22 protein-coding genes and 3 pseudogenes are annotated in these 22,813 nt (G+C 33.1%); 4 read left to right on the top strand and 21 right to left on the bottom strand.

Annotation, left to right across the window (positions count from 1 at the left end; all coding sequences use genetic code 11):
- Window positions 1-57 precede the first annotated feature (57 nt).
- Window positions 58-369 (top strand): winged helix-turn-helix transcriptional regulator, encoded by a 312-nt coding sequence (locus tag OZP09_RS21640; RefSeq protein ID WP_269235698.1) that lies wholly within the window; start codon window positions 58-60, stop codon window positions 367-369.
- A gap of 30 nt (window positions 370-399) precedes the next feature.
- Here the strand turns inward: OZP09_RS21640 and OZP09_RS21635 are convergent, their stop codons facing one another.
- The 5 genes and pseudogenes from OZP09_RS21635 to OZP09_RS21615 form a co-directional block, all read right to left on the bottom strand.
- Window positions 400-768, bottom strand: a complete 369-nt coding sequence (locus OZP09_RS21635) for a VOC family protein (RefSeq protein WP_269235697.1) — start codon at window positions 766-768, stop codon at window positions 400-402.
- A 2-nt stretch (window positions 769-770) separates the two neighbouring features.
- Complete coding sequence (locus tag OZP09_RS21630) at window positions 771-974, bottom strand: ArsR family transcriptional regulator (protein ID WP_281309992.1); 204 nt, start codon at window positions 972-974, stop codon at window positions 771-773.
- A 215-nt stretch (window positions 975-1,189) separates the two neighbouring features.
- Window positions 1,190-2,110, bottom strand: a complete 921-nt coding sequence (locus OZP09_RS21625; RefSeq protein WP_269235696.1) for a hypothetical protein — start codon at window positions 2,108-2,110, stop codon at window positions 1,190-1,192.
- A 303-nt stretch (window positions 2,111-2,413) separates the two neighbouring features.
- Window positions 2,414-2,632, bottom strand: a complete 219-nt coding sequence (locus tag OZP09_RS21620) for a hypothetical protein (protein WP_269235695.1) — start codon at window positions 2,630-2,632, stop codon at window positions 2,414-2,416.
- Between the two features lie 21 nt (window positions 2,633-2,653).
- Window positions 2,654-3,446: pseudogene (locus OZP09_RS21615) on the bottom strand (SDR family oxidoreductase).
- A 125-nt stretch (window positions 3,447-3,571) separates the two neighbouring features.
- Between OZP09_RS21615 and OZP09_RS21610 the strand changes: the two are divergent.
- Window positions 3,572-3,931 (top strand): winged helix-turn-helix transcriptional regulator, encoded by a 360-nt coding sequence (locus tag OZP09_RS21610; protein WP_269235694.1) that lies wholly within the window; start codon window positions 3,572-3,574, stop codon window positions 3,929-3,931.
- Window positions 3,932-3,964: 33 nt separating this feature from the next.
- Here the strand turns inward: OZP09_RS21610 and OZP09_RS21605 are convergent.
- The 3 genes and pseudogenes from OZP09_RS21605 to OZP09_RS21595 form a co-directional block, all read right to left on the bottom strand.
- Window positions 3,965-4,481: pseudogene (locus tag OZP09_RS21605) on the bottom strand (Crp/Fnr family transcriptional regulator).
- Between the two features lie 4 nt (window positions 4,482-4,485).
- Window positions 4,486-5,298 (bottom strand): annotated as a pseudogene (locus OZP09_RS21600) (oxidoreductase).
- 189 nt (window positions 5,299-5,487) lie between these two features.
- Window positions 5,488-5,829 (bottom strand): winged helix-turn-helix transcriptional regulator, encoded by a 342-nt coding sequence (locus OZP09_RS21595; protein ID WP_269235693.1) that lies wholly within the window; start codon window positions 5,827-5,829, stop codon window positions 5,488-5,490.
- Between the two features lie 117 nt (window positions 5,830-5,946).
- Between OZP09_RS21595 and OZP09_RS21590 the strand changes: the two genes are divergently transcribed.
- On the top strand, window positions 5,947-6,309 hold the full coding sequence (locus tag OZP09_RS21590) for a DoxX family protein (protein WP_281309991.1): 363 nt from the start codon (window positions 5,947-5,949) through the stop codon (window positions 6,307-6,309).
- A gap of 383 nt (window positions 6,310-6,692) precedes the next feature.
- Here OZP09_RS21590 and OZP09_RS21585 read toward each other — a convergent pair whose 3' ends face one another.
- On the bottom strand, window positions 6,693-7,382 hold the full coding sequence (locus OZP09_RS21585) for a hypothetical protein (RefSeq protein WP_269235691.1): 690 nt from the start codon (window positions 7,380-7,382) through the stop codon (window positions 6,693-6,695).
- Between the two features lie 110 nt (window positions 7,383-7,492).
- Between OZP09_RS21585 and OZP09_RS21580 the strand changes: the two genes are divergently transcribed.
- The gene (locus OZP09_RS21580; protein ID WP_281309990.1) at window positions 7,493-9,031 is read left to right on the top strand and encodes an IS1182 family transposase; all 1,539 of its coding nucleotides are present in this window, start codon (window positions 7,493-7,495) and stop codon (window positions 9,029-9,031) included.
- Window positions 9,032-9,355: 324 nt separating this feature from the next.
- Here the strand turns inward: OZP09_RS21580 and OZP09_RS21575 are convergent, their stop codons facing one another.
- From OZP09_RS21575 to OZP09_RS21520, 12 genes are all read right to left on the bottom strand, one after another.
- The gene (locus tag OZP09_RS21575) at window positions 9,356-9,682 is read right to left on the bottom strand and encodes a DUF7677 family protein (protein ID WP_269235689.1); all 327 of its coding nucleotides are present in this window, start codon (window positions 9,680-9,682) and stop codon (window positions 9,356-9,358) included.
- A 437-nt stretch (window positions 9,683-10,119) separates the two neighbouring features.
- On the bottom strand, window positions 10,120-10,566 hold the full coding sequence (locus tag OZP09_RS21570) for a hypothetical protein (protein WP_269235688.1): 447 nt from the start codon (window positions 10,564-10,566) through the stop codon (window positions 10,120-10,122).
- A 272-nt stretch (window positions 10,567-10,838) separates the two neighbouring features.
- Window positions 10,839-12,071 (bottom strand): hypothetical protein, encoded by a 1,233-nt coding sequence (locus OZP09_RS21565; RefSeq protein ID WP_281309989.1) that lies wholly within the window; start codon window positions 12,069-12,071, stop codon window positions 10,839-10,841.
- Between the two features lie 174 nt (window positions 12,072-12,245).
- The gene (locus OZP09_RS21560) at window positions 12,246-12,809 is read right to left on the bottom strand and encodes a hypothetical protein (RefSeq protein WP_281309988.1); all 564 of its coding nucleotides are present in this window, start codon (window positions 12,807-12,809) and stop codon (window positions 12,246-12,248) included.
- 95 nt (window positions 12,810-12,904) lie between these two features.
- Window positions 12,905-13,081, bottom strand: a complete 177-nt coding sequence (locus OZP09_RS21555; RefSeq protein ID WP_269235684.1) for a hypothetical protein — start codon at window positions 13,079-13,081, stop codon at window positions 12,905-12,907.
- A 106-nt stretch (window positions 13,082-13,187) separates the two neighbouring features.
- On the bottom strand, window positions 13,188-13,409 hold the full coding sequence (locus OZP09_RS21550) for a hypothetical protein (protein ID WP_269235683.1): 222 nt from the start codon (window positions 13,407-13,409) through the stop codon (window positions 13,188-13,190).
- 10 nt (window positions 13,410-13,419) lie between these two features.
- Complete coding sequence (locus tag OZP09_RS21545) at window positions 13,420-14,106, bottom strand: DUF6602 domain-containing protein (RefSeq protein WP_269235682.1); 687 nt, start codon at window positions 14,104-14,106, stop codon at window positions 13,420-13,422.
- The gene (locus OZP09_RS21540; protein ID WP_269235681.1) at window positions 14,106-16,424 is read right to left on the bottom strand and encodes an N-6 DNA methylase; all 2,319 of its coding nucleotides are present in this window, start codon (window positions 16,422-16,424) and stop codon (window positions 14,106-14,108) included. The genes OZP09_RS21545 and OZP09_RS21540 overlap by 1 nt, the downstream gene beginning before the upstream one ends.
- A 3-nt stretch (window positions 16,425-16,427) precedes the next feature.
- On the bottom strand, window positions 16,428-18,944 hold the full coding sequence (locus OZP09_RS21535) for a DEAD/DEAH box helicase family protein (RefSeq protein ID WP_281309987.1): 2,517 nt from the start codon (window positions 18,942-18,944) through the stop codon (window positions 16,428-16,430).
- A gap of 846 nt (window positions 18,945-19,790) precedes the next feature.
- Window positions 19,791-20,951 carry a tetratricopeptide repeat protein gene (locus OZP09_RS21530; protein WP_269235677.1) on the bottom strand — a complete coding sequence of 387 codons (1,161 nt, stop codon included), beginning with the start codon at window positions 20,949-20,951 and terminating at the stop codon, window positions 19,791-19,793.
- Window positions 20,952-21,116: 165 nt separating this feature from the next.
- Window positions 21,117-21,821, bottom strand: coding sequence for a hypothetical protein (locus OZP09_RS21525; RefSeq protein WP_269235676.1), 705 nt, complete (start codon window positions 21,819-21,821; stop codon window positions 21,117-21,119).
- 163 nt (window positions 21,822-21,984) lie between these two features.
- A complete protein-coding gene (locus OZP09_RS21520; protein WP_269235675.1) occupies window positions 21,985-22,641 on the bottom strand; it encodes a WG repeat-containing protein in 657 nt (218 codons plus the stop codon).
- Window positions 22,642-22,813: the final 172 nt, after the last annotated feature.

Raw genomic sequence — 22,813 nt, 5'->3', positions numbered from 1 at the left:
CTTATTTTTGTTCAAAATTGCTTTATATAAAATTCAAATGCAATAAGTCAAAAATTTATGACTACTAAAAAAATGACTAGTGATACCGAAACTTGTCCTGCACAAGGGCTTTTGAAGTTGCTATCGGGTAAATGGAAGCCTGAGATTTTTCGTCTGGCAGTTGAATCGCCTTTACGTTTTAGCAGTTTGTTGCGTGAAATTGAGGGCGCAAACAAACAATCTCTCTCGACAGCATTAAGAGAGCTTGAGGAAATTGGATTACTGGAAAAAGTTGTTATAAAACAAAAACCCCTGCATATTGAATACTATCTGACTGAAAGAGGCAAGTCTTTGGTTCCGGTTTTTAAACAATTGGAATTTTTGTCATAAAATTGTAAAGTTTAGTTCCAAAAAATATCATTATTTGTTTATATTAGACATCTTAGAGTAGTCTGTTAAACCTAATTTATTTCCGAAGGGATCGATGAACTCAACGCAAAGTCCAGTCATAATCTCAAAAGGCTCACTTAAAAAATCAATTCCTTTTTGTTTTAGTTCTTCGTATGCTTGTCGAACATTGTTGACTGTAAACCAAATTGCGGGTTTTGCATTTTGCCTATTACTGACGATAATTGCAGATTCATTTTCGCCAACTCTAAAAGCTGTCATTCCTTTACTTGCAAAGTCAAACTTAATCTCAAGTCCAAGTTTGTTTATGTAAAACTCTTTCGCCATATCGAGATTATTGGCAGGCAGAAAAAAATTGTCGTAATCCGTAATGATATTCATGTTTATTCTGATTGTATTTGTGAAAGATCTATTCCAAGTTTTGTAAATTCTTTTTCTCCTTTTTCGGTAATAAAAAAATGTTTGTCACTAAACTTTTCCTTTTCAATCCACCCTTTGCTGATAAATTGGTCAAAAAGAAGAGTTCCAAGCTTTCCTCCAATATGATTATAGCACGTTTTTGCTGGTTTTTTTTTCGTTTGTTTCATTACCTTAATTTTATATTAATATTTTTACTGTAACAAAGGTTTTGCAACCAACTTAAGTTCATTCTTAGGATTCTCCACCAGATAACAAACACGCAAAACAAATCCTCATAAATACAAACTATCTTTCCACTAACTTAATATCAAATCATTTTTAATGTTCAATAACTTAAAACTTCCGAACCAAATAAAAATGAATTAAATAGCTTTCTTCTAAATTACAGCCCTAAATTAGGCAGGACAAAAGACTTTGTATTGGGATGCAACCTGATCCATAACCCCGGATTTGCATTTAGTTGCGCCAACGCTTCATTCTTATCAGAACTCAGGGATGTCGTAAGCACGTTTTTATAAGTTTGAACTTTAGCAGGAGCAGAATCGGCATCTACAAGAGACTGAATGATTTTCCTCGCTTGTAATATCGCAGCCGGCCCTAAAGTAAGAATGTATTCAGCAGATCGACACTCCTTTTCATCACTTTCATTTACAAGGCTTCCTCCGGCTTTGAACTTGCTAATGTGATGCTCCAGAATACTACTCGATATTGGAATTATCCCGGCAATATGATGATTCTGCGCTCCCGAGAAGGGTTTAATATAAGCAAGATGTGATGCCTGATTTTCTTCAGGACCATGACCAATAAAAAATATATCTAAACCTCCTAATTCTTCCAGTTTATTCAAATACTTTATAAGAGCGGACTCTAAATCTTTTGTATCTGTTTGCATCGGTGTAAAACTTTTTATTTTTTTGAAAAAAGCATCACCTAAAATACGTTCAAAATCCCTCACAAAACTAAAACTATTATTCATACTCAAAGGCGCAAGTGCATCCTGTGTAAAGACATTCAGCCTGGCCAGGAGCTGATCCTGTTCTGTTGTTTTGGCCAACTCTCCAAGTAAACGATGCAACTCCTGAGCTCCTCTCCCACCCAAAAGGGCTATATTAATATCACCTTCCTTTGAGGCAGCTGTACTATAAAGCTCATTTAACATTGCCTGTCCAACCTCAGCTTCGTTACTAAGAATAGTGGGGTGTATACCATAGTCCGTAAAATTAAACTCCTGATTGTTTTTTTTAGATAACCAAACATTCTTGTTATCTTCAACTCTTGTAAATTGTGAATTTTGTGTAATCATTATAAATTATTTATTACTATTGTGGAGTCTTATGTCGTTTTTGAATTATCAAAACTGTATCGGTTAACTTCCTTGGCTATTGACGAAAGTAAACAAAAAAGCTTTAGCCCGATAAATGTACAAAAGTTTAGTAGAAACGCAAAAGCCGAAGTTTACACTTCAGCCCTGCTTCTACTAATAGTTTTTAAGTATTATTTATATATTAATTTACACGATTTTTAATGATTGAATTAATCCTTCTTCGAATTCATAATGATAAGTCATTCTAATGGGACTTCCTGGAAAATTCCCTGAAACCTCGGTTTACAATGTATGCTCAATTTCTGAATATTCAAGGGGTTTCATTGTTGCGTGATATTTTTTATTTGCCTTTTCTATCCAGTTTTCTATTTCTTTTCTACCGTTATGCGTTTTGCCCTCGTCAAAAACCACGGCTGTCTCTGTAAAACATTTGGCATAAGCAACGCTGTCAAAACTGTTTTGTGTTTTTACTAATTCTGCTACTACTTTTGGTAAGTCCATAATTTATATTTTTTTTAATTATTAAATTGTTGGCACTGTTCCGCCGTCTATTACAAAATTGGTCCCTGTTAAATAATTTGCTCTTGGTGAAACCAAAAAACCTACGAGTTCTGCAACCTCTTCAGATTCAGCAGGTCTTCCAAAAGGTATTCCGCCCAATGCATCCATTACACCTTGCTGCGCTTCTTCTACCGTACTATTTGCGTTTCTGGCAATTTCCGCCAGCCATGCTTTTGATGCTGTTGTATTGATCCATCCCGGCGAAACAGTGAGCACACGAACGCCTTTTGACGCCACTTCATTGGATAGACTTTTACTGTAGTTAATCAATGCTGCTTTTGAAGCAGCATAAGGTAATGTAGAATCATAGAGTGGCAGTTTGCCCTGAATGGAAGCAATGTGAATGATAACGCCACTTTCGGTCAATCATTTGTGGTAAAAAACCTCTGTCCATTCGTACAGGGGCAAGCAAATTAGCCTGTAGCGTTGATTCCCAGTCATCATCTGTTAATGCAGCAAAACCTCCGGCAGGAGTTACTGAAGAACCAAGGTTGTTTACAAGAATATCCAGCTTTCCATAAGTTGACAGCACTTTGCTTACTACTTTTTTTGCATCTTCTGCCTTGCTTAAATCGGAAGCAATGAAATGCAGGTTTGTGTTTTCTTTTTCGGGTGCGTTGCGTGCGGTGATGATAACTGTTGCACCAGCTTGTAAAAGCCTTTCTGCAATTGCTCTTCCTGCTCCTTTTGTACCTCCTGTTACCAAGGCAATCCTACCTGATAACTCGTTGTTGAAATTAAATTGTTGCTCCATTTGCTAAATTATTTTAGGCAAAGTTGAGACTTATGTACGCTTCTCACAAGTACGGAATTACGATTCAGATAGGGATAAATTTTTCCCCTATTGCACAATTTGGAACATTGATTTAATTTTGTCTTATGTATGAAAGAAAGATTTTACCAAACCTAAATTGTGGCCTGGATTTGATTGGCGAAGTGCTGTATGGCAAATGGAAAATTCGTTTGTTGTGGTTTATCAATGAAGGACATAAACGCCCAAGTGAACTGCAGCGGAAAATTCCTGATGCAACAAGACGTGTCCTTAATATTCAGCTAAAGGAACTGGAAGAACACGAATTGATTGCAAAGAAGATTTATCCTGTCGTACCGCCAAAAGTAGAATATAGCTTAACTGAATTTGGTAAAACGCTAATTCCTGTAATTTCTGTTTTGGGAAACTGGGGCGACAAAAATGAAGAGCATTTACGTTCCGTTATTTTAAGACGTTTGAAGTCCTAAATCATGTATCTACTAAAAAAATGAGACGGTAAATTATCGGATATTTTTCCTGATTCTGCTCAAAGAAGATTGTGTAACTCCCAGGTAGGAGGCCAAATAAGAAAGCGGAATACGATTGACGAGCTGGGGATATTTCTCCATAAACGCCAGATAGCGTGTTGTGGCATCTTCTGAAACCAAAGGACTTCTTCTTTCTATCTTTTGTATTAATGATTTTTTGACAATTTTGTTTAGAAAACACAATTAGTTTGCAGTCCGTAATGGCTTGCACATATCCTGAAGATGGAATTTTGTTATCAAAACTGTCCAGGTCCACAACAAAATTATTTTCGTCTATAAAATACGTGGTAATCTCTTCGCCATTGTTGTTGTAATAGCAAACCCGGAGAATACCTTCCAAAATGAATCCAACCTGTTTTGCAATTTTGCCTGCTTCTGAAAAATAGTTTTCTTTACGAAGTGTTAATTCTGTTGACATACTTGTAATAAAGTCTATTTGCTGTTTGTTCAAATTTCCGAATTGCAATAAATAATTGATAAGTTTATCCATAGTTTTATTTCATTTGGTTCATTATCATTTTGTCAAACATTTTATCAGACAGAATTTTTCTGAAAAACAACATCATTTTTGCTCCTGAAGCACCAACATATCTTGTTTTTGGATGATTTGCTTCAATGCCTTGCTTGATCAGTTTAGCAATAACAATTGGGTCTGCTGCATTTTTCTCTACTGCTGCATACATCTTCATTACACCTTTTGCCAAAGAGCTGTATGCGGTATTACCCGAAACTTTTGACATATATTCTGTTCCAAACCCTGTCATTTCTGATTTTGTTCCGCCCGGCTCAATCACAATTACGTCAATTCCGAACGGCTTTACTTCTTTGCGAAGTGCGTCACTCAATCCTTCAACAGCAAATTTACTGGCGTGATACTATACGCCCATTGGCAAAGTTACTTTACCCCCAATAGATGAAATGTTTACAATTTTGCCATAGCTCCTTTTTCGCATAGCAGGCAATACTAACTGTATCAAACGAGCCAAACCAAAAACGTTTACTTCCAACTGATATTTTGCATCACGCATTGGCATATCTTCCAGCGCACCGTAATACCCTGAACCTGCATTGTTGACTAAAATGTCAATGCTTCCTGCTTCTTTCAAAATTTGTTCAACACAAGCAACAAGGCTTTCTTCTTTGGTAATATCTAAAGAAATTGGTTTTATACCGTGTATTTTTAAATCTTGCATCTTCTCTGTTCTGCGTGCTGCACCGTAAACATTGTAACCGTTTTGTGCCAAATAAATTGCTGTTGCTTTTCCAATTCCTGCCGAAGCACCTGTTACTAAAACTGTCTTTGCCATTATTTCATTTTTAAATTAATAATAAGCAAAGTTGGCTCCATAAAAAATGGAGTTATTTGTCATTTGGCAAAAAAATGAGTTTTAATTAGAATTAGGTTTTGTTCTTTGGTTTTATGATTTTAAATATTTACAAAAAGACGATATCGTACAATAGCTAGGCTTTTAGCGATTTGTAATTATTGCTTATTGCTATCCTTCTATGATTTTCTTTCGGTGGTTTTGTCCCCAATCACGTAATGCTTTCATTACCTCAAACAAAGTTTCTGCGTGTGCTGTTATTTCATATTGAACTGTTGGTGGAAAAGTGTCAACAACTGTTCGTTTTACAAGATGATTTGTTTCCAGGTCTTTCAATTCTTTGCTTAACATTTTATCGCTAATGCCATCAATTTCTCTTGTAATTTCTTTGAAACGTTTTGCACCGCCCGACAATGAAAACAAAATCGGAAGTTTCCAATTTCCGCTCAGCGTTTCCATCGCATCTTTTATAGCACGAATACCTGAAGAATCACATTTAATTGTCTTTGCCATTATCCAACAAAATTACATTACTAACCTAAAAGTGAGTGCTAACCGTTGGGTTAGTGCTTACTATTGGTTAGTAAATATAGATAATTTCGCAACTTCAAACGAAACAAATTAAAAAAGATGAACAAAGAGAAAAAAATCTATCGGACAGTAACCATTATAGCTATGGCTTTAATTGTCTTGCCTTCGTATTTTGCACCACGTGAATACTTAGAAGAAACTATTCGCAGAATGGAATTTCCAAGTTATTTTGGATTAGAATTAGACATTCTAAAAATTGTTGGCGCAGTAATTATTCTTATTCCTGCAATTCCAATAATGTTTAAGGAATGGTCGTATGTTGGATTTGGAATACTTTTACTTTCAGCAAGTCTGGCGCATTTTCTTATTGATGGCTGGATAAAAGGTATTGCACCACTTGTACCTTTTGCTATTCTTGCTGTTTCTTACTATTATTTCAGAAAACTGAATTATACGAAGTGAAATTTTAATCACAATTTTTGTATTGTATTGTCTTTCGGCTTGCGGTCAGCAAGCCGAAAAGCAGTCAAGCGATAAAACAAAAATCGTAAATATGCAATTGCTTGCGCTCAACTGCCAAGTAAAATTTTGAAAACGCTTGAAAATGCATTTGCTGAATGGCAAAAGGACAATCCGAATACGTTAAAAATCCGAGCTGGCCAAATCTGTGAACCGAACGGTGATTGCAAATAGGGCTTTTGATGGAACATTCAACAATGACAGTGAACGTTCCCTTGCTAAAAGAGGTTTGGGGCTAAATTAAGCCTTATCTTCGTATTTGCCAAAACTTCCCAAGTACAAGACCATTTAAATTAGCCAATTGCTTAAATCTCTTGTAGCAATTGTTAGCTGTAGTTTTTTTTATTTATTATTATGAGCAAGTCAGAAATTGGATATGCTAGACCTACAATGATTGCAAATATTCCTTCTATAATTTTTCCTTCTGGTATCATAAGAGTAAGCGATAACCATATAAGAATTACACAAAATGGATAAATTAGTATTCTTGACATTATCTTGAAAAAAGACCATTCATTAACTTCTTTATTTTCTGAATTTTGGTCTTTTTTCTGTTTGGAAATATTTAATTCATCTAAATTATTTATTGTTGTCTTTAACTCTTCAATCAATATTTTAGTTTCAAATATTTTAGATTTTGTAAGCAGTAATCGCATTAAAAATCCAATTATAGTAATTGCAATAATTGCAAAAAATGTAGTTTTTAAGTCAGTTGAAATAAATATTGTTACTATTAATATAAGTAATACTACAATAGTTACTCCGTCCAAAAAGATATTAAATGGATTTTTTTCCATTTTGATTTCTTTCAATTTATTATTGTTGTCAAAAGTTAAATGAAATATTGGGTAGTCACCTCTACTAAAGTATGCAGATCTCCAAATTAATATTTCTTTATCTCTAATTTCGCCACTGTATTTTGTAATATTATATGATTGCGAATCTTTAAAATGAGTTAAAAGATTGCTTTTTTTATTTTGAATAATTAATTTTTCAATATTTTTCTTATCGACCATTTTTTCTAAAAATTACAGCCAACGTCAGTCTGTGAAAAAACTTCCGTTTGTATTCGAATCAAATATAGCAAAAAAGTTTTCTTACAGCAGGAAATTTCGTATTTTTAAGGATGCAACATATCTCAGGAATTTCTCGTAACCAAATGCGTATTTCCAGTCTGGAAGACACTATAGCTCACGATAATCAAGTGCGGTTTATAGATGCATTTGTTATGTTTATAGACCTTTCCAAACTAGGGTTTTCAGTACAGACCATTAAAAGAGAAGGCCGTCCGAGCTACAATACCACGTTGTTCCTTAAGGCCTATTTGTACGGCTATATCAACGGAATAAGAAGCTCCAGAAAATTAGAAAGAGAATCCTTCAGAAATATTGAAATGCAGTGGTTATTAGAAGACATTCGTCCCAACTACCACAGTATATCAGACTTCAGAAAGAATAATTCATTGGCATTAAAGAACTTGTTTAAACTCTATGTTGTGTTTTTAAAAGACGCCGACTTAATAGGCTGTGAAACCATTGCTATTGATGGAACTAAAAGCAGGGCGCACAATAGCCGTAAAGCTAATTTCAACCAAAAGAAAATAGACAAACATTTAGAATACATTGAAGCTAAAACCCAAGAATATCTAGATGCTTTGGAAGAAAATGATGCAAAAGAAAATGCTCCAAAAATCAAAAACATCCAACAAAAGATAGAACGCTTAAAACAAAATAAGCTTCGCTATGATTTGCTGGAAGAAAAGTTAAAGGCCAGTGGAGAGCCTCAAATCAGCACTACCGATAGTGATGCCAGAGCATTATTAGTGCAGGGACAAGTAGTTGAAATATCCTTTAATGTTCAGGCTGCAGTGGATGCCAAACACAATCTTGTAGTAGCCACGCACACTATCAACAAGAACGACCGCAGTGCTTTATCGGCTATTGCCCTTGAAGCCAAAGAGAATTTAGGAATTGAAACTTATACTGCCCTTGTAGACAAAGGTTATCACAACGGCAAACAAATAGAGATCTGCAAACAAGGCAGCATCACTACCATTGTAGCGCAGCCCGGGCAAGGAAAAAGCAACGAAAACGGCACACAGCCTGCTTATTTGGTTGCCAGGTTTCAATACAACAAATCCAATGATACCTACACTTGCCCAGAAGGGCAAACGCTACAAACCACGGGAAGATGGCATAAGAAAACAACCGATAAAGACAGCTATAATTTTAAAAAGTACCGTACATCCAAATGCAGGGAATGTCCTGTAAAACATTTATGCACCAGTAGAGCGGCAGGCAGGGAAATTGACCGTAGCCAATATGCAGATGCCGTAGAAGAAAACAACAAACGTTATCAGGAAAATCCACAGCTGTACCGCAAGCGACAGGAAATAAACGAACACATCTTTGGAACCATCAAACGGCAATGGGGCTATAACCACACCAATTTAACAGGACTCGATAAAGTAAATGGAGAACACAGCCTGATTATGCTGGTCTATAATATTAAACGCAGTATCAATATATTGGGCGTTCCCGAACTTATTGCCAAACTCCAAAAATGGAACTCACCTTATAAGGAAAAGGTCTTGTTTTTGCTGAAAACGAGTTATTTAAAGCTAAATACAGCAACAGTTTTTTATTCAGAGAAATTGACAGCCTAAAAAAAGCGGTCAAGTGTAAGGCTTTATTGGAATTATAGTGCGGCGAAATTTTAAGACTTTAATAGAAGAAGGAAGGTTTTTTCACAGCCTGACGTTCCCGCGCTACACGCAGGCTGGGATTAAAGATGCGTATTCTTTCGGTTAAAAACAAATGTATCAAATACAAACTATTTTCAAATTAAACCCATTGCCCAGCTTGCTTGTAGCGTGTGTTGGCGGTTCGGTTGTTTTTAGTCGAAATTACGATTACCAACCTATATTTTTGCGTTTCTGCTTTTCAAATTTCCGCTGGAAAAACTCAACTTTTTAAAGAAAGTGCGATTATTATTTCGTTATTAAATCTATTTTTGGAGGTGGATTATGCAAAGTAATTTCCCAATCTTCATATGGAGGTTCTATGATAAAACTTGAATCACAATATTGTCTTAGATAATCTGTCGCTCTTTTTTCTGCATATTTTGCGTTTAATACTTGACCGTTTACATCTAATTCAATGACATTCGCATAAATTGCAAATACTTGTTCAATTGCGCTTGGTTCTTCACCATAAAGTGATAAATAATCAATTCCTTTTAATGTAGATTGATTTCCGCTAGCCATAAAATAAGAGAACGTTCTTAATGCGCCACTGAAAGAATTACTTAGTTTCATATTTATTGTTTAAATGCTTTTTGTTAAAAAAATGACATTACTGTTAGTTTCCAAACTTCCGCTTGTCGCTTTCCAATTTTCACGTTTGCTTTTCTGATTTTTCTGCGTGACGAAAATTTATCCTTTCCAAAATATTTTTCTGCGTAAGTTCGGCTTCAACTGACCGCCAACGTTCCCTTGCTACAAGAGGTTTGGGGTTAAATCAAGTCTTATTTTCGGATTTGCCAAAACTTCCCAAATACAAGACCATTTTCAAATTAAGCCAAATGCCCAAATCTCTTGTAGCAAGTGTTACTGGAGGCTTGTTTTTTGTCAAAATTATGAATCTAACCATAAATTTTCACGTTTTTGTTGGCAGATTTTAATTTTTAATTTTCAGCGTAACGCTTTTCAAGTTTCTGTTTTCACCTTCCAACATTCCAGAGTTTTGCGCATTTTTATAAATCACTTGTGTTAAATCGATTATGAGAAAGCCCCTCTTCGGAAGTCATCGATCCTAAAAGATTTTTGACAGTATCTCTTTTAATTATAACAATATCGTATGCTTTGAATTGTAAAGGATTTTTCAATAAATTTTTGATTTTTCTCGCTACCTTTTTTTGAATAGCGACTAAAGAATCATTGTTTTTAGGTGAAATTTCCACATTTATCAGCTGAACAGTTAGAAAGATGTCCAAAGTATCATTTACACGAGTTTTGTATCCTTCTATAAAAAGGCTTTTTGTTTTTATTAATTTTTGTATTTCTAGATTAACAAATTGATTATTAACTTTAAATATAGGCTCAAACTTTGGACTAGACTCTGTCTCAAACTTTGGATTATTGCAAGCCAAGAATAAAAATGGGAAAAAAATTAATATTTTCGATTTATAAGTGAATTTCATAATTTGGGTATTTTGCGAGTTTTTCGGTTTAAATTGCTGGTAACTTTTGAGTTCTACTTAATATTTTCTGCGCAAAAAAAATGCATATTTTCTAATAATTTTCTTCAGCGTAATTTCGGCACAAGTCTCCAGTAACGTTCCCTTGCTACAAGAGGTTTGGGATTAAATTAAGCCTTATTTTCGGATTTGCCTAAACTTCCCAAATACAAGACCATTTTCAAATTAAGCCAAATGCCCAAATCTCTTGTAGCAAGTGTTGTGTGCAGTTGTTATTACTCATCTAAATTTGAATGTTGTTCATTGTCATCATTTTCTATAATCTGCTTCTCAGCAAGTCTTGATAACCAATCTTTCATTGATTTTGGTTTGTCTTGACCTGTCAGATTAGTGAAGTAGCGTATAGTGTCTATTTCAGGATCTATAAATGCACACCAAATGTTGCCAAACTTATTTAGGACAACTATTGATTCCATAATTGTATAAAGACCTTTTACTCCTGCAGTAATGACTACCAATTCATTGTCTTCTTCATCTTTTTCTATACTAAACTGTTGAAAATTATCTAGAAATACAGATAAATATTTTCCTGTCATTCGCTCAATTTCATTAAGATCTATCTCGTCCAAGTATCCATAATTAATAACCATTTCTGGTGAATGTTTATAATGTCCAGAAAATGTGGCGTTATGACCATGGAACATTTTACAACCTTCACCTTCTTCGATTTCAATAAACCATTCTCCATTTTCTAATCTTCTTCGAAATATAATTTCGCAATCCTGATCGTCAAATGTTTTAATTCTTGTATAGGCTGAATGCGGTGTCAATATTTGTGCTTTACCAGATATTTGTCCACTTCTTGCACCGTCCCATATTATAATGCTAAAAAAGAAAGCATCTGATGATACTCGGTTAATATGTAATTTACCACCATGAATTTTAATTTTAGATTCTATACTCCAATCTCCCCACCAAACAATTTTTTCCTTTGAGTTGTAATCTTTATTGTAATGTTTAAGTGCTTCTTGAAAGACATCTGTTAATTGCTTTTTAAGTTTATTTTTTTCATCAGCTTTACCCTCAATTGTATTATCCAAATGGTATTGCAAAATACGTCTTCCACGCAAATCAAAAGGTAGCTTTTCTATATTTCCAAAAGCGGTATTTTGTATCATAATTATTCGCTCCCAGCCTAATATGGCAGATGCAAAACCCAATTCATATAATACGTTGGGATTTGGGGTTGGTCGCCCAGTTGAAGATAAATTAATAATGGATATATCACAGACAAAAACATCAGATTTTGCTATCTTTCCTGTAATTGATTCGACAATTGATGGACTGCCAGGCATCCCAAATGTATCTCGATCAACAACTGCATCTAATGAAAAATTTTCGTCTTTAGACAAAACTTTGGTTGCTTTGTCAAGTACATCTTGGATAAAAGAGCGATTATATCTATTTTCTAAATCAGACTGCCAAGAATAAAATACTGTATAATTCATAAATCAAATGTAGTCGGTTTTACAATTGCACACAACGTTTTGGCGCTTGGCGAAGAAGCGGATTTCGAAGCACAAAACTGTCTGACAGCACAAAACTTGATATGAAGCACAAAACTTTATTTAAGCACTGAAACCGCTTTTTTGCCAAGCGCCTGTTATAGCCAGTTTTTCTTTTCACCAAAATTTCCACCATTTTTTTGCTTCTTCCTTTACTACTGTCAGCTCTTCTTTTCGTGGTTCAACTTTATATTCTTCTAATAATTTCCCGTCAAAGTCAAACTTGTATCTGTTGTATTCCCAGTCAGTCGCTAAAATATAGTCGTCATAAACTGCGAAATCATCATAAGCTTCTGCTGTTGTCCAAATGTCTCGTCCACTTTGTTGCCACAGTATTTTTCCGTCTTTGTCAAGTCTTGTGATTTCAAGTTCTCCGTGAACTACATAATCTTTGTCAAGATAATGAATACCAAAACAAGTCGCTGGGTCAGAAATTGTTTTCCATTCTAAATTTAAGTCTGGTATTGTTAATTTGAATACCGTGTTAGAGCAACAAATGACTAGTCCGCCGTAACTAATTAATGATGTATTTCCTGTTATTCCAGTTCCACCACCTTCTGAGCCTATTAGACAACTTGATATTAGTTTGTCGTCTTCAAACACTTCAACTCCAATCTGCGAAGTCAACGTATTTTTGTCACCACTTATAAATGTTTTACTATAAGATTTTATGTTGTCCATAGAGTCAAATTTATAATCAGCTTCGTCATAAAACTTGATTAATTGACTTTCTAAAACTAAAACTTCTATTGGTTCTTTCATTTCGTTGGGTCGTCCTAAAATTGGCTATAACGTTCCCTTGCTACAAGAGGTTTGGGGTTAAAAATGCGTAATCTTTCGGATTTGCCTAAACTTCCCTGAAACAAGACCATTTTTAAATTAAGCCAAATGCCCAAATCTCTTGTAGCAAGTGTTACCTGCTGCCCCTTTTTCGGGTCTGTTTGTCTGTCCATTTTTATTGTCTTTCTGTGCGTTGGCTTGGTAGCTCTTTTGCATTTTTTTAGCGTTGGCTTTGTGTGTTGGCAAAAATGCAAATGTGCTACCAAAAGCGTTGGCGATCTATTTACCAATTTTTAAATGCTGTCTAACCTCGTCAATATTAACTGTCCAACGTAAGTCTGAATGACCCATTTCGTCTAATTGAACTATTAATCGTTTTTCATTTTCAATTTTGGTTATTACTTTCCAATAAAGATCGTGATTACTTTGTCCTTGTGTAGAGTCAAAGTAAACTTCGTCACCAACTTCAATGTCTTCAATTTTGTATTTATTATATTTCATATTTCTATATTTAATTGTCTAAAACTCCTTTTATCATTTTTATAAAGTCTTCAACAGAAGGAAAATTTTCAGATAAGTCATAGTCGCCTGTTGAAAATTCTGAACTGTCTTTGCGTATGAAAAATTGTGTTGTGTTTGTGTGGTCTTCAAATTCCTCTTGGTCTATGCAAACAACAAAGTCAATAAATGGATAGTCAATTTCTATTGCATCGTTTTGGATATACATTAAATTTACTTCGTCATATTCGTAACCAAAGCGTTCTAAAATTGTTGTTTTTAAAAGATTGATTTTATAACAAAACATTCCACAAAGTGGTTGCCTGTCAAGGCAATTATCTTTTATTAATTTGGCTCTGCTGTTAAATACCTTAAAGTCGTCTGAAATTGCATTTGTCTTAACCTCCAAAATCATTTTACAATCTTCTGCATCTAATCCAATGTCTTCTGGTGTGAAAGAAGCCATTATTGAATTGTTGTGAGCTAATATCAAATCAATTTGTCCTTCTTGGTTTGAATTGTCTAAATTGACAACTCCTCTATGAATTTTAATAGTGTTACCAAAATGCTTTTCAATAATATCTTTGATAAAGTACTCTCTTACTTTGCCTCTTGTAGGCATATGCTGAATAACCTCTGCTACATCGCTTTGTGCATTGAGTAATTTCGAAGTATATGTAAAATATTCTTTGAAGTTCATTATATCCAAATTTGATTCAACTCAATTTCTATATCACTTCTTAGTTCATCAATTTGACTTTCCAATATTTCTATTTTTTTATCAATTTTATCAATTTTATCAATTATTTCATTTTGAATTTCAATAGGTGGTAATGGAATAAGAATGTCTTTTAAAACTGCAACAGATGGAACATTTTGTATTGCAACTCCATTTTGATTTCTAAAATATTTATTTTGAATATTATCTGATTCTAAAATTTTTTTCAAATATATAGGAGAAATTAAATCATTTGTTCTCAGGCGAAGCAATGCTTGATTTATAATACCTTCGGGATGATTTTCAGGTACTATTGCGATTTTTCCCATTGTTCCTGAACAACTTATAAGAATGTCATTCGTATGAACATCAAAAGCCTTCATTTCTTGATACTTAGCATCATCTATAAAGTATCTTCCAAAATTGAAATCGTTATTTATTGCGTGATATTGTTCATAAACAAGATACCCTTTTTCTACAAAAATTTCTTTCTTCAATGAACCTCCAAAAGGACCTCTTTTAAAATGAGCAAGTCTCTCCAATCTAACCATTTCATATTTTGAAGTAGTATCTAAATCGTCAGTTAATTTATTAAATCCTAAGTCAAAATTTCTATAACTTTCAATGTGTTTTTTTATATTTTCAGAAATTTCACTATTAGTTAGTCTAGTTCCAAACTCAATAGCGTTTTCCCTAATATTTTCGTCAAACCAAATATTAAATTCTTCATTTGTATCGGGTATAAAATCAATTCCAATAAGATCAAAAAAGTCTTGCTTTTTCTTATCAAATTTTTCTTGGTATTTATCACTTTTTAAAGGCGATTCGATTACTTTTTCGTTTGTTTCTTTTTTTAGTTTAGAAATATTTTCAAATTGTTTAGAACAATAATTATATGCTATACTACTACTTTTATATGCATCTAATTTTGCAAATTCATCTCGATGAACAAAGCGTATTTTTTCAAAAAACTCATTATCAGTATCTAACTCATTTATAAATTCTACTTTGTTTGACTTGCAAAGTTCTATTAGTTTTAAAGCTTCTGGTAAGTCGTTTTCTTTAATCTCACTTCTGTTTGTATTAAGTGAGAAACCATCATTTTCAATTTTAACCATTAGAACTTCTGTTCTGTTTCTTGCCACTTCTTTGTCTATAAACAAAATAGAAGTTTTTACACCTGAATAGGGTTGAAAAACATTCGCTGGCAATGAAACCACAGCCCAAAGACCTGCTTCATACAAAAGCCATTTTCTTAGATTTACGTAATCAACGCTTGTAGTAAAAATGATGCCTTCTGGAACTATAAAACCTGCTTTTCCTTTTTCAGAATTTAGGTGTTGTAGAATGTAGGAAGAAAATAAAATTTCGGTTCTGTTTGCAGGAATTCTAAATTTATTATGTGGGTCAATACCTCCTTTTGGTGTCATAAAAGGTGGATTGGCTAAAATACAATCGTATCTGTCTTTCCAACGAGTATCGGTAATTAATGTATTGTATTCGTGTATTTTAGGATTATTAAAATGGTGTAGATATAAGTTTACCCTTGCCAACCTTACCATTAAAGGTGTATTGTCGTAACCTGCTATATTTTTTTCAATATTTTTTCTTTCGTCTGTGGTTAGTTTATCGCCAAGATTTTGATATATTTTTTCTTCATCAATTCCGTTTAGTGTAAATCTTGTGTTTTCAAAACCTTTGGTATTAGTTCGCAATAAATGTTTGAATGAAGAAACTAAAAAACCACCTGTGCCACAAGCTGGGTCAAGTATGGTATCGGTTTTTAATGGATTTACTACATCAACAATAAAGTCGATAATATTTTTTGGTGTTCTGAATTGTCCATTGTCGCCTTGGCTTCCCATCGTTTTGAGTAAATACTCAAAAGCATTTCCTAACTCTTCACTGTGTGAATAGGTAAAACCATTAATTAAATCTAAAAAGCGTTGTAATACTTTTCCATCTCTGAACTTTAAAAAAGCATTTTGAAATATTTCTTTGAAAAGTAACGGAATTTCGGTTGCTTTTTGGATTTGCTCAATACCGTTTATAAATTTTGTTACACGTTGGTCAGCACTAATTTGATTGCTCATTAATTGTTGCCAAGAATAATCTTTTAATGTTCCTTTAAAAAACTTTTCATCAAAACCACTTTGACGAAGTTCTTCGTCTTGGTCGTCCATAAATTTATAAATCAATCCAATTGTGATTAATTCAATTTGGTCAGTAGGCAAAGGTAAAACGCCAACCAAAGTATCTCTTGCATCATCAATCCTTTTTTTCGTTTCTTTTGTTAGCATAATTTATCTTGGTAAAAATTGATTGATTGAAATGTTGTCTTTAATGTAATTCACTATTTGAATTCGGTTGTCTTTACCTAATTCTTTCATTTCTCGTAGACCAAAACGAGCATCGTTTGGGTCTGGACTGTTACTATTTATTTTTTCTCTTATGTCTTCGTACAATAAGTAACTATCCCATAATCTTTTTGCAGGATTGTATTTTGAATTGTCAAATTGTGCTTCGGAAATAAACTTTTGAAAATAGTCGTTGGCTAAATCTTCTCTTGTTTTTAGCTTGTAATCTTTCAAGAAAATTTTCATCATTATTTCTTTCAAACTTGCTCTTCTGTCGACACCATAAGAAGTTAACAATTTATCCAAATTCCAAAATTCGCTTGGTTTTTCAAATATATTCTCTTGAACATAAGCACTCAATGAATTCCAATCTTCTTCCTCAACTGCTTTTTGTAATTCAGGATTTTTTTGAACTTCTTCTACTGTGGCACTTTCAAATTGTTTTGAAAAAGCTTCTTTATCGACTTTCATTAATTTGTCTGCCGAAAACTCTTCTTCTGTAAACGATTTAACTTCGTCTGCACCTAAATAATTCAAATCTACTTTTGGTGGATTTGGAACTCCTCCTTTTTTTTCGTTTTCTGTTTCCTTTGGTAATTCTATTTTTTGCTTGTAATCAAATTCATCTTCAAAATATTCGTGGTTTGCAAAAAAGTCAAATAAATGAAAGTTGTCTTTTGCAATGCTCGTGTCTTTATAATCAAATGTATGTAATCTTGTTCCTCGTCCTTTTATTTGGATATAATCAGTTGGCGAAAAAATCGGTCTTGATAAAACTACATTCAATATATCAGTACAATCATAACCTGTTGTCATCATTCCAACGGTTACGCATACTCTTGTTTTGCTACTTTCGTAATCAAAAAGTTCTGGATTAAAACTACTGTGTCCATTCAAATCATTATTTGAAAATCGTGTAGTTCTGTCTTGCGAACCCATAATATCAGAAGTGATTTGCAAAGCAAAAAAAGAACCACCGCCATATTGTTCAGGATATAGTTTTGACGCTTCTTCGTTCAAAAGTTTGGTCATTATTCTACAATGTGCTCTTGAAACACAGAAAAAAATTGTTTTACCAATTTCGTTGCTAATTGGGTCTTTCTTGGCATACTTTAAAAAAGTTTCAACAAACTTTTTATTGGTTTCGTGAGAAAAGAATTTTCTCATAAAATCTTTTTTGTAAAAAGTGTCTTCTTCTTCGTCTCCTTCTTCGTTTGTAAATTTATGTGTCCAACCTTGTTTACTTAATAAATCTGTTGTTATGTCTGTTCTTGCATCTAAAAGTTTTGGCAAACACAAATAAGGTGGTTTATGCTTTACAGCATCTTCTAAACTAAATCTATAAGTTGGTGTTCCATCAGCGCAACCAAATGTTTCATAAGTACTTAACAACAAACGCTTTTCCATTTCTCTTGGGTCTGCTTCGTCAATTGCTACGCCTTTTAAGTAATCTTTTGGTGTTGCAGTTAAACCCAATTTAGCACCAATAAAATAATCAAAAATTACTCTGTTGTTACCATTAATTGTTCTGTGAGCTTCGTCTGAAATAATTAATTGAAAATCAGAAGGACTAAATTCCTTTTGAAAACGGTTATCATATGCTAAACTTTGAATAGTTGAAACAACCACTTTTGCACTTTGCCAATTCGTTTTATTGCGTTTATAAATTACGCATTGGATTGCATCGTCTTCTAAATATTTTTTAAAAGCACTGTGTGCTTGTCTTTCTAATTCAATTCTGTCAACTAAAAATAAAACTCTGTCGGCATTACCTGACCTTATAAATATTTTTATTATTCCTGCACTTAAAAGCGTTTTGCCTGTACCTGTTGCCATTTCAAAAAGAAAACGATTTTTTCCATTTATGTATTCGCCTTTTAATCTTTGAATTGCTTGAACTTGATAATCTCTTAATTGTTTAATTCCTTTATTGGTTCTTGCCTCTTGTTTTTGTGCTTCTGTATATGTTAACCAATTCGCATCTTGTGAAATTGCAATATAGTTTTCGTCTATTTGCAAATCATTCATTTTTTCAGGACTTGGCGACCATTTTATTGCTTCATTTAATTGAGCAATACTTAAAAATTTAGATATTACAGTCGGTTCTCCATATTCTAAATCCCAATAATAATGTAGGTTTCCGTTGGACAAAAAAATGTGCCTAATATGTTGAGCCCTTGCATATTCTCTTGCTTGTTCTTTTGCATTTAAAGGGTCAATATTTTCTCTTTTGGCTTCAACAAGGGCAATTGGTCTTGATAATTCGTTTAATAATAAATAGTCAATAAATCCATCAGGTGCATTTTCTAAATCTTCGCCAAGTTTAGAATTGTCAAACTTTGCTTTTTTAGTTCTATGTTCTAATAAAATGTTTGCTTTGTTAGTTTCACTATCAAAGAAACTCCAACCTGCTTCTTCAAGTAGGTGGTTTATTTTAATTCTTGCTTTTGCTTCTTTTGACATTATGCCTATTTATATTTTTAGTCGCAAATTTATAATTTTTAAATGGGTTGTTTGCTACTATGTTGTTTGAAAATTAACTCAGACCTCTTTTTGGGGGATGAGTGCATTGGGGTGCGTTGGGGTAAATTAAATGTGGTGCAAAAGCGTTGGCTTTGTACGTTGGCTTGCACCTCTTTTAATTTTACGGAGCGTTGGATTTTCTTTCGTTTTCTGTCGGACTGTCAATGTTTGCAAGGGGTCTCTTGGGGTTGCAGGTAACGGTCTCGCGCTACAAGCGGTTTGGGACTAAATTAGCGTTATTTTTCGGTTTAGCCAAATTCTTGCAAATACAAAACCATATTTGAATTAAGCCAATTGCCCAAATCGCTTGTAGCGTGTGTTATGGTGTGTAGCTCGACGATTGTTGAGCACGGACGATTTGACATTCCAATTATCGATTCCAATTTCGGTAGCTTTTCCGTCTTCCGATTTCCGTTCCAAATAGTTTTCGCTTTTGAGTTTCAAACTTCAGTTAATTCTCAAAAAAAATCGACAAAAAAAATCCGCTTTCGGTTTTCCAAAAAGCGGTTCACGTTTGTTTGTCCGCAACAATTAAGCGTTGGATTTCGGTTCAGATTTTCGCCGGCTCGGTTTCTGTTTCTGTTTGGATTTTCTTAACTAAACACCTGATTAAAATCGACTGTTGTTCGTCGGAGCTATACACCATAACGTTCCCTTGCTACAAGAGGTTTGGGATTAAATTAAGCCTTATTTTCGGATTTGCCTAAACATCCCAAATACAAGACCATTTTTAAATTAAGCCAAATGCCCAAATCTCTTGTAGCAAGTGTTATGTGATGCCCATATCTACGATATACTTGTCGATAAAATTAGTTCATCAATCATATGAGTATCTCCATCTAACTCTTTTGATTTCAAAAATAGTTCTCTTGCTTTTTCTATTTCTCCAATATCAAAATGGTAAATTCCAAGATTTCGATATGAATATGAATTATTTTCGTCAAGTTTAATAGACTTTTCTATGTCAGCTAAACCTTCGTTAACTCTTCCTGTTTTAATTTTTGAAAGCCCTCTGTTATTGTATGAATAAGCAAAAAATTCATCAATTTCAATTGCTTTATCAAAAAGCGGAATTGCTTCAGAATATTTTTCAAGTAAAGTTAAAGTAAAACCTTTGTTGTTTAAAGAATACACATTTTCGGCGTTTAGTTCGATAGATTTATTATAAAAATGTAAGGATTCATTATTCATATTTAGTTTACTATAAATAAGCCCTCCATTTGAATAATCGTCCGATGTTAATTTGAATTCTTGTTCGAAATTATCAAATAATTCTTTTGCTCTTTCGAAGTTTTTAATTTGCATATTTGCAAACATATTTAGACGATAAATATTTTCATCTTTTAGTTTTACTTTTAGGAAGTAATCAAAAAGATTTATTGATTTCTTGTATTCTTTTTTGTTAAATAAATCAATTGCTTCAGTATATTGATTTGGAAATTTTCTGTACTTAAAAAGTTTAGATAGTGTATAACCATCGTTGTAAGTTACTGTTCCGTCAAATAACTCAATTGGGTTTTCATTTGGTATCAGATTTCCAAATAAATCTAATATTGAGATTAAGAAAAATATTACTGCGAAATGCAAATATAAATCACTAAAATTTTTAAAAAGGGCTACATATAAATAAAGTGTAGCAAAAATAGAAGAACAAATAGGTCCAGTTAAAACATAAATAATCTGTCTATTAATTGAAATATTTTCTGCTGATGGAACACACAAACCATTTTTCCAAGAAAGCATTTCATAACTTAACCACACATCCAAAAGTCCAATTCTGAAATTTATACTTTTCTTTGGATTTCCATATGATCCGATGTATATAGAAACTTTTTGTTTTGTTAATATGATTGCTGGAATTGCGTGTCCAAGTTCGTGTAAAATCACAACTATACCTCTCACAATTGTTAGTAAAAGAAGTGATTTAATTATAAAAGGTAATTTCATTTACGCATTTTTCTTGTTGGGTATCACATAACGTTCCCTTGCTACAAGAGGTTTGGGATTAAATTAAGCCTTATTTTCGGATTTGCCTAAACTCCCAAATACAAAACCATTTTTAAATTAAGCCAAATGCCCAAATCTCTTGTAGCAAGTGTTACCAGTAGTGCATTATGCAGTGAGCTTATTTTGTGTTGCCCAGACTTTTAAGTTATTATAAAAATTCCCACTAACTGTTCTATAGCAATCTTCAAATGGTTTTCGATCAACAAGTTTTATCTCTTTGGTATGATTTATTAATCTTTCTATAATTCGATATAATAAATCGTCAACTTTTCGAAGTCTTTTAAGCTCATTTGAATAATTGAATTTATCATTTGGATCACATAAAATAGCTACTAGTCTTCCAATATATGGATCAACAGCTTCAAGATTTATTTTCTTTCCAGTTCTATAGCTTTTCTCAAAATTTCTTAGTTCTTCGGTCGTGCATTTATATTCAAAATAATCTTGAATAAATTTTTGTCTTTCAAAGCCAAGCTCCAAATATAATGGAAGCATTTTTATATGGTCTAAGCAATTCCCGATGTGGTCAATCAATAGAGGAGAAAGAATTGATGAAAAAAGTTTACTTCCAGACAAAGTAAGGTATATAGAATTTCCAATGTAAAACTCGTGTATTTTTAAATAGGCGTGAAGCATTTCATGTGTAAATGAATCTTTACACATGTTGTTCTTATTTATTGTAAACACAACATTTTTACTTTCAGTATAGCAACCATATTCACCATTGGAAGAATCGATAAATTCAACTTCATAATATTCGGATATCTCGTCCCATAATTTTTGGTTTCTTTCGTCAAGAAGTTCTTTCATAGTTTCGTGGTGTTGCATTACTGGTAACGTTCCCGCGCTACACGCAGGTTGGGGTTAAAATTTACTATTTTTCTGTTTTTACTTTTTTCGCCGACACAAAACAATATTTAAATTAAGCCTAATGCCCAACTTGCTTGTAGCGTGTGTTATATGATGGCTTTTTTTACTGTATGAATTCGCCATTTTTATTAACTTTTCTAAAACTTCCTTTATATCTTACATTCGAGATGCCATTTTTAAAGTTTTCTGCGTGTTCAAAAATAAAGTCTATAACAACTTTTTCATTTTCGTCTACAAACCCATAATCTAAATCTGAATTTATAGCCAAAGCTAATCCTTCTGAAAAACCTTCAACAATTCGATAGTCTTTCGTTATTGTTTTTGCAATATTTACAAGAGTGATTTTACTTTCAAATTCTTCGTTTGTTAAGATTCCACTGTCAAGTAAGCTTTTTAGTTGTTTATACTCTTTTGAGTTTTGAATATCTTGTTGAGCTTTTTCTGTTTTTATTTTGGCAACTTTTTGATTGTACTCTTCATCTGTTAAAATTTCTTTATTTCTCAAATCTGTAAGATTGTTGATTGAGGTTTCTAATTTAGTTTTTGCATTTCTTTCCTTTACTATTGCAGGACTATTTTTAACTTTATAATTGTAATAGATTAAAATTCCTAAAATTCCTAACCATTGAGCAGGAGGAAAAACAATACAAAGTAACAAGACAGTTTTTTCTAGTTTACTAAAATATTTATGCTCCCAAACATAAATTGACGAAGCAATTGTTAAACCTACAAGTATACTAACTCCAACACCTTTATCCATTTTTATTTAATTTTCTTCTGAATACTTTAGCCTATTGTTTAGGTAAGGTATCATATAACGTTTGGTCGCTTGGCGATGTGGCGGATTAAGGAAGCCTTATTTTTCGGTTAATGACTAATTTTCCAAGTACAAAACCATCTTCAAATTAAGCCAAATCCCGCCATATTGCCAA

The sequence above is a fragment of the Flavobacterium flavigenum genome (assembly GCF_027111255.2).
Taxonomy (GTDB): Bacteria; Bacteroidota; Bacteroidia; order Flavobacteriales; family Flavobacteriaceae; genus Flavobacterium; species Flavobacterium flavigenum.
Note: the sequence above shows the minus strand (reverse complement) of the source record. Positions and strands in the feature narration are given on the sequence as shown.

Excerpts from the sequence above, each read along its gene's own strand:
- OZP09_RS21640 (WP_269235698.1), top strand. The coding sequence starts at position 58 with ATGACTACTAAAAAAATGACTAGTGATACCGAAACTTGTCCTGCACAA.
- OZP09_RS21635 (WP_269235697.1), bottom strand. The coding sequence starts at position 768 with ATGAATATCATTACGGATTACGACAATTTTTTTCTGCCTGCCAATAAT.
- OZP09_RS21630 (WP_281309992.1), bottom strand. The coding sequence starts at position 974 with ATGAAACAAACGAAAAAAAAACCAGCAAAAACGTGCTATAATCATATT.
- OZP09_RS21625 (WP_269235696.1), bottom strand. The coding sequence starts at position 2,110 with ATGATTACACAAAATTCACAATTTACAAGAGTTGAAGATAACAAGAAT.
- OZP09_RS21620 (WP_269235695.1), bottom strand. The coding sequence starts at position 2,632 with ATGGACTTACCAAAAGTAGTAGCAGAATTAGTAAAAACACAAAACAGT.
- OZP09_RS21610 (WP_269235694.1), top strand. The coding sequence starts at position 3,572 with ATGTATGAAAGAAAGATTTTACCAAACCTAAATTGTGGCCTGGATTTG.
- OZP09_RS21595 (WP_269235693.1), bottom strand. The coding sequence starts at position 5,829 with ATGGCAAAGACAATTAAATGTGATTCTTCAGGTATTCGTGCTATAAAA.
- OZP09_RS21590 (WP_281309991.1), top strand. The coding sequence starts at position 5,947 with ATGAACAAAGAGAAAAAAATCTATCGGACAGTAACCATTATAGCTATG.
- OZP09_RS21585 (WP_269235691.1), bottom strand. The coding sequence starts at position 7,382 with ATGGTCGATAAGAAAAATATTGAAAAATTAATTATTCAAAATAAAAAA.
- OZP09_RS21580 (WP_281309990.1), top strand. The coding sequence starts at position 7,493 with ATGCAACATATCTCAGGAATTTCTCGTAACCAAATGCGTATTTCCAGT.
- OZP09_RS21575 (WP_269235689.1), bottom strand. The coding sequence starts at position 9,682 with ATGAAACTAAGTAATTCTTTCAGTGGCGCATTAAGAACGTTCTCTTAT.
- OZP09_RS21570 (WP_269235688.1), bottom strand. The coding sequence starts at position 10,566 with ATGAAATTCACTTATAAATCGAAAATATTAATTTTTTTCCCATTTTTA.
- OZP09_RS21565 (WP_281309989.1), bottom strand. The coding sequence starts at position 12,071 with ATGAATTATACAGTATTTTATTCTTGGCAGTCTGATTTAGAAAATAGA.
- OZP09_RS21560 (WP_281309988.1), bottom strand. The coding sequence starts at position 12,809 with ATGGACAACATAAAATCTTATAGTAAAACATTTATAAGTGGTGACAAA.
- OZP09_RS21555 (WP_269235684.1), bottom strand. The coding sequence starts at position 13,081 with ATGGACAGACAAACAGACCCGAAAAAGGGGCAGCAGGTAACACTTGCT.
- OZP09_RS21550 (WP_269235683.1), bottom strand. The coding sequence starts at position 13,409 with ATGAAATATAATAAATACAAAATTGAAGACATTGAAGTTGGTGACGAA.
- OZP09_RS21545 (WP_269235682.1), bottom strand. The coding sequence starts at position 14,106 with ATGAACTTCAAAGAATATTTTACATATACTTCGAAATTACTCAATGCA.
- OZP09_RS21540 (WP_269235681.1), bottom strand. The coding sequence starts at position 16,424 with ATGCTAACAAAAGAAACGAAAAAAAGGATTGATGATGCAAGAGATACT.
- OZP09_RS21535 (WP_281309987.1), bottom strand. The coding sequence starts at position 18,944 with ATGTCAAAAGAAGCAAAAGCAAGAATTAAAATAAACCACCTACTTGAA.
- OZP09_RS21530 (WP_269235677.1), bottom strand. The coding sequence starts at position 20,951 with ATGAAATTACCTTTTATAATTAAATCACTTCTTTTACTAACAATTGTG.
- OZP09_RS21525 (WP_269235676.1), bottom strand. The coding sequence starts at position 21,821 with ATGAAAGAACTTCTTGACGAAAGAAACCAAAAATTATGGGACGAGATA.
- OZP09_RS21520 (WP_269235675.1), bottom strand. The coding sequence starts at position 22,641 with ATGGATAAAGGTGTTGGAGTTAGTATACTTGTAGGTTTAACAATTGCT.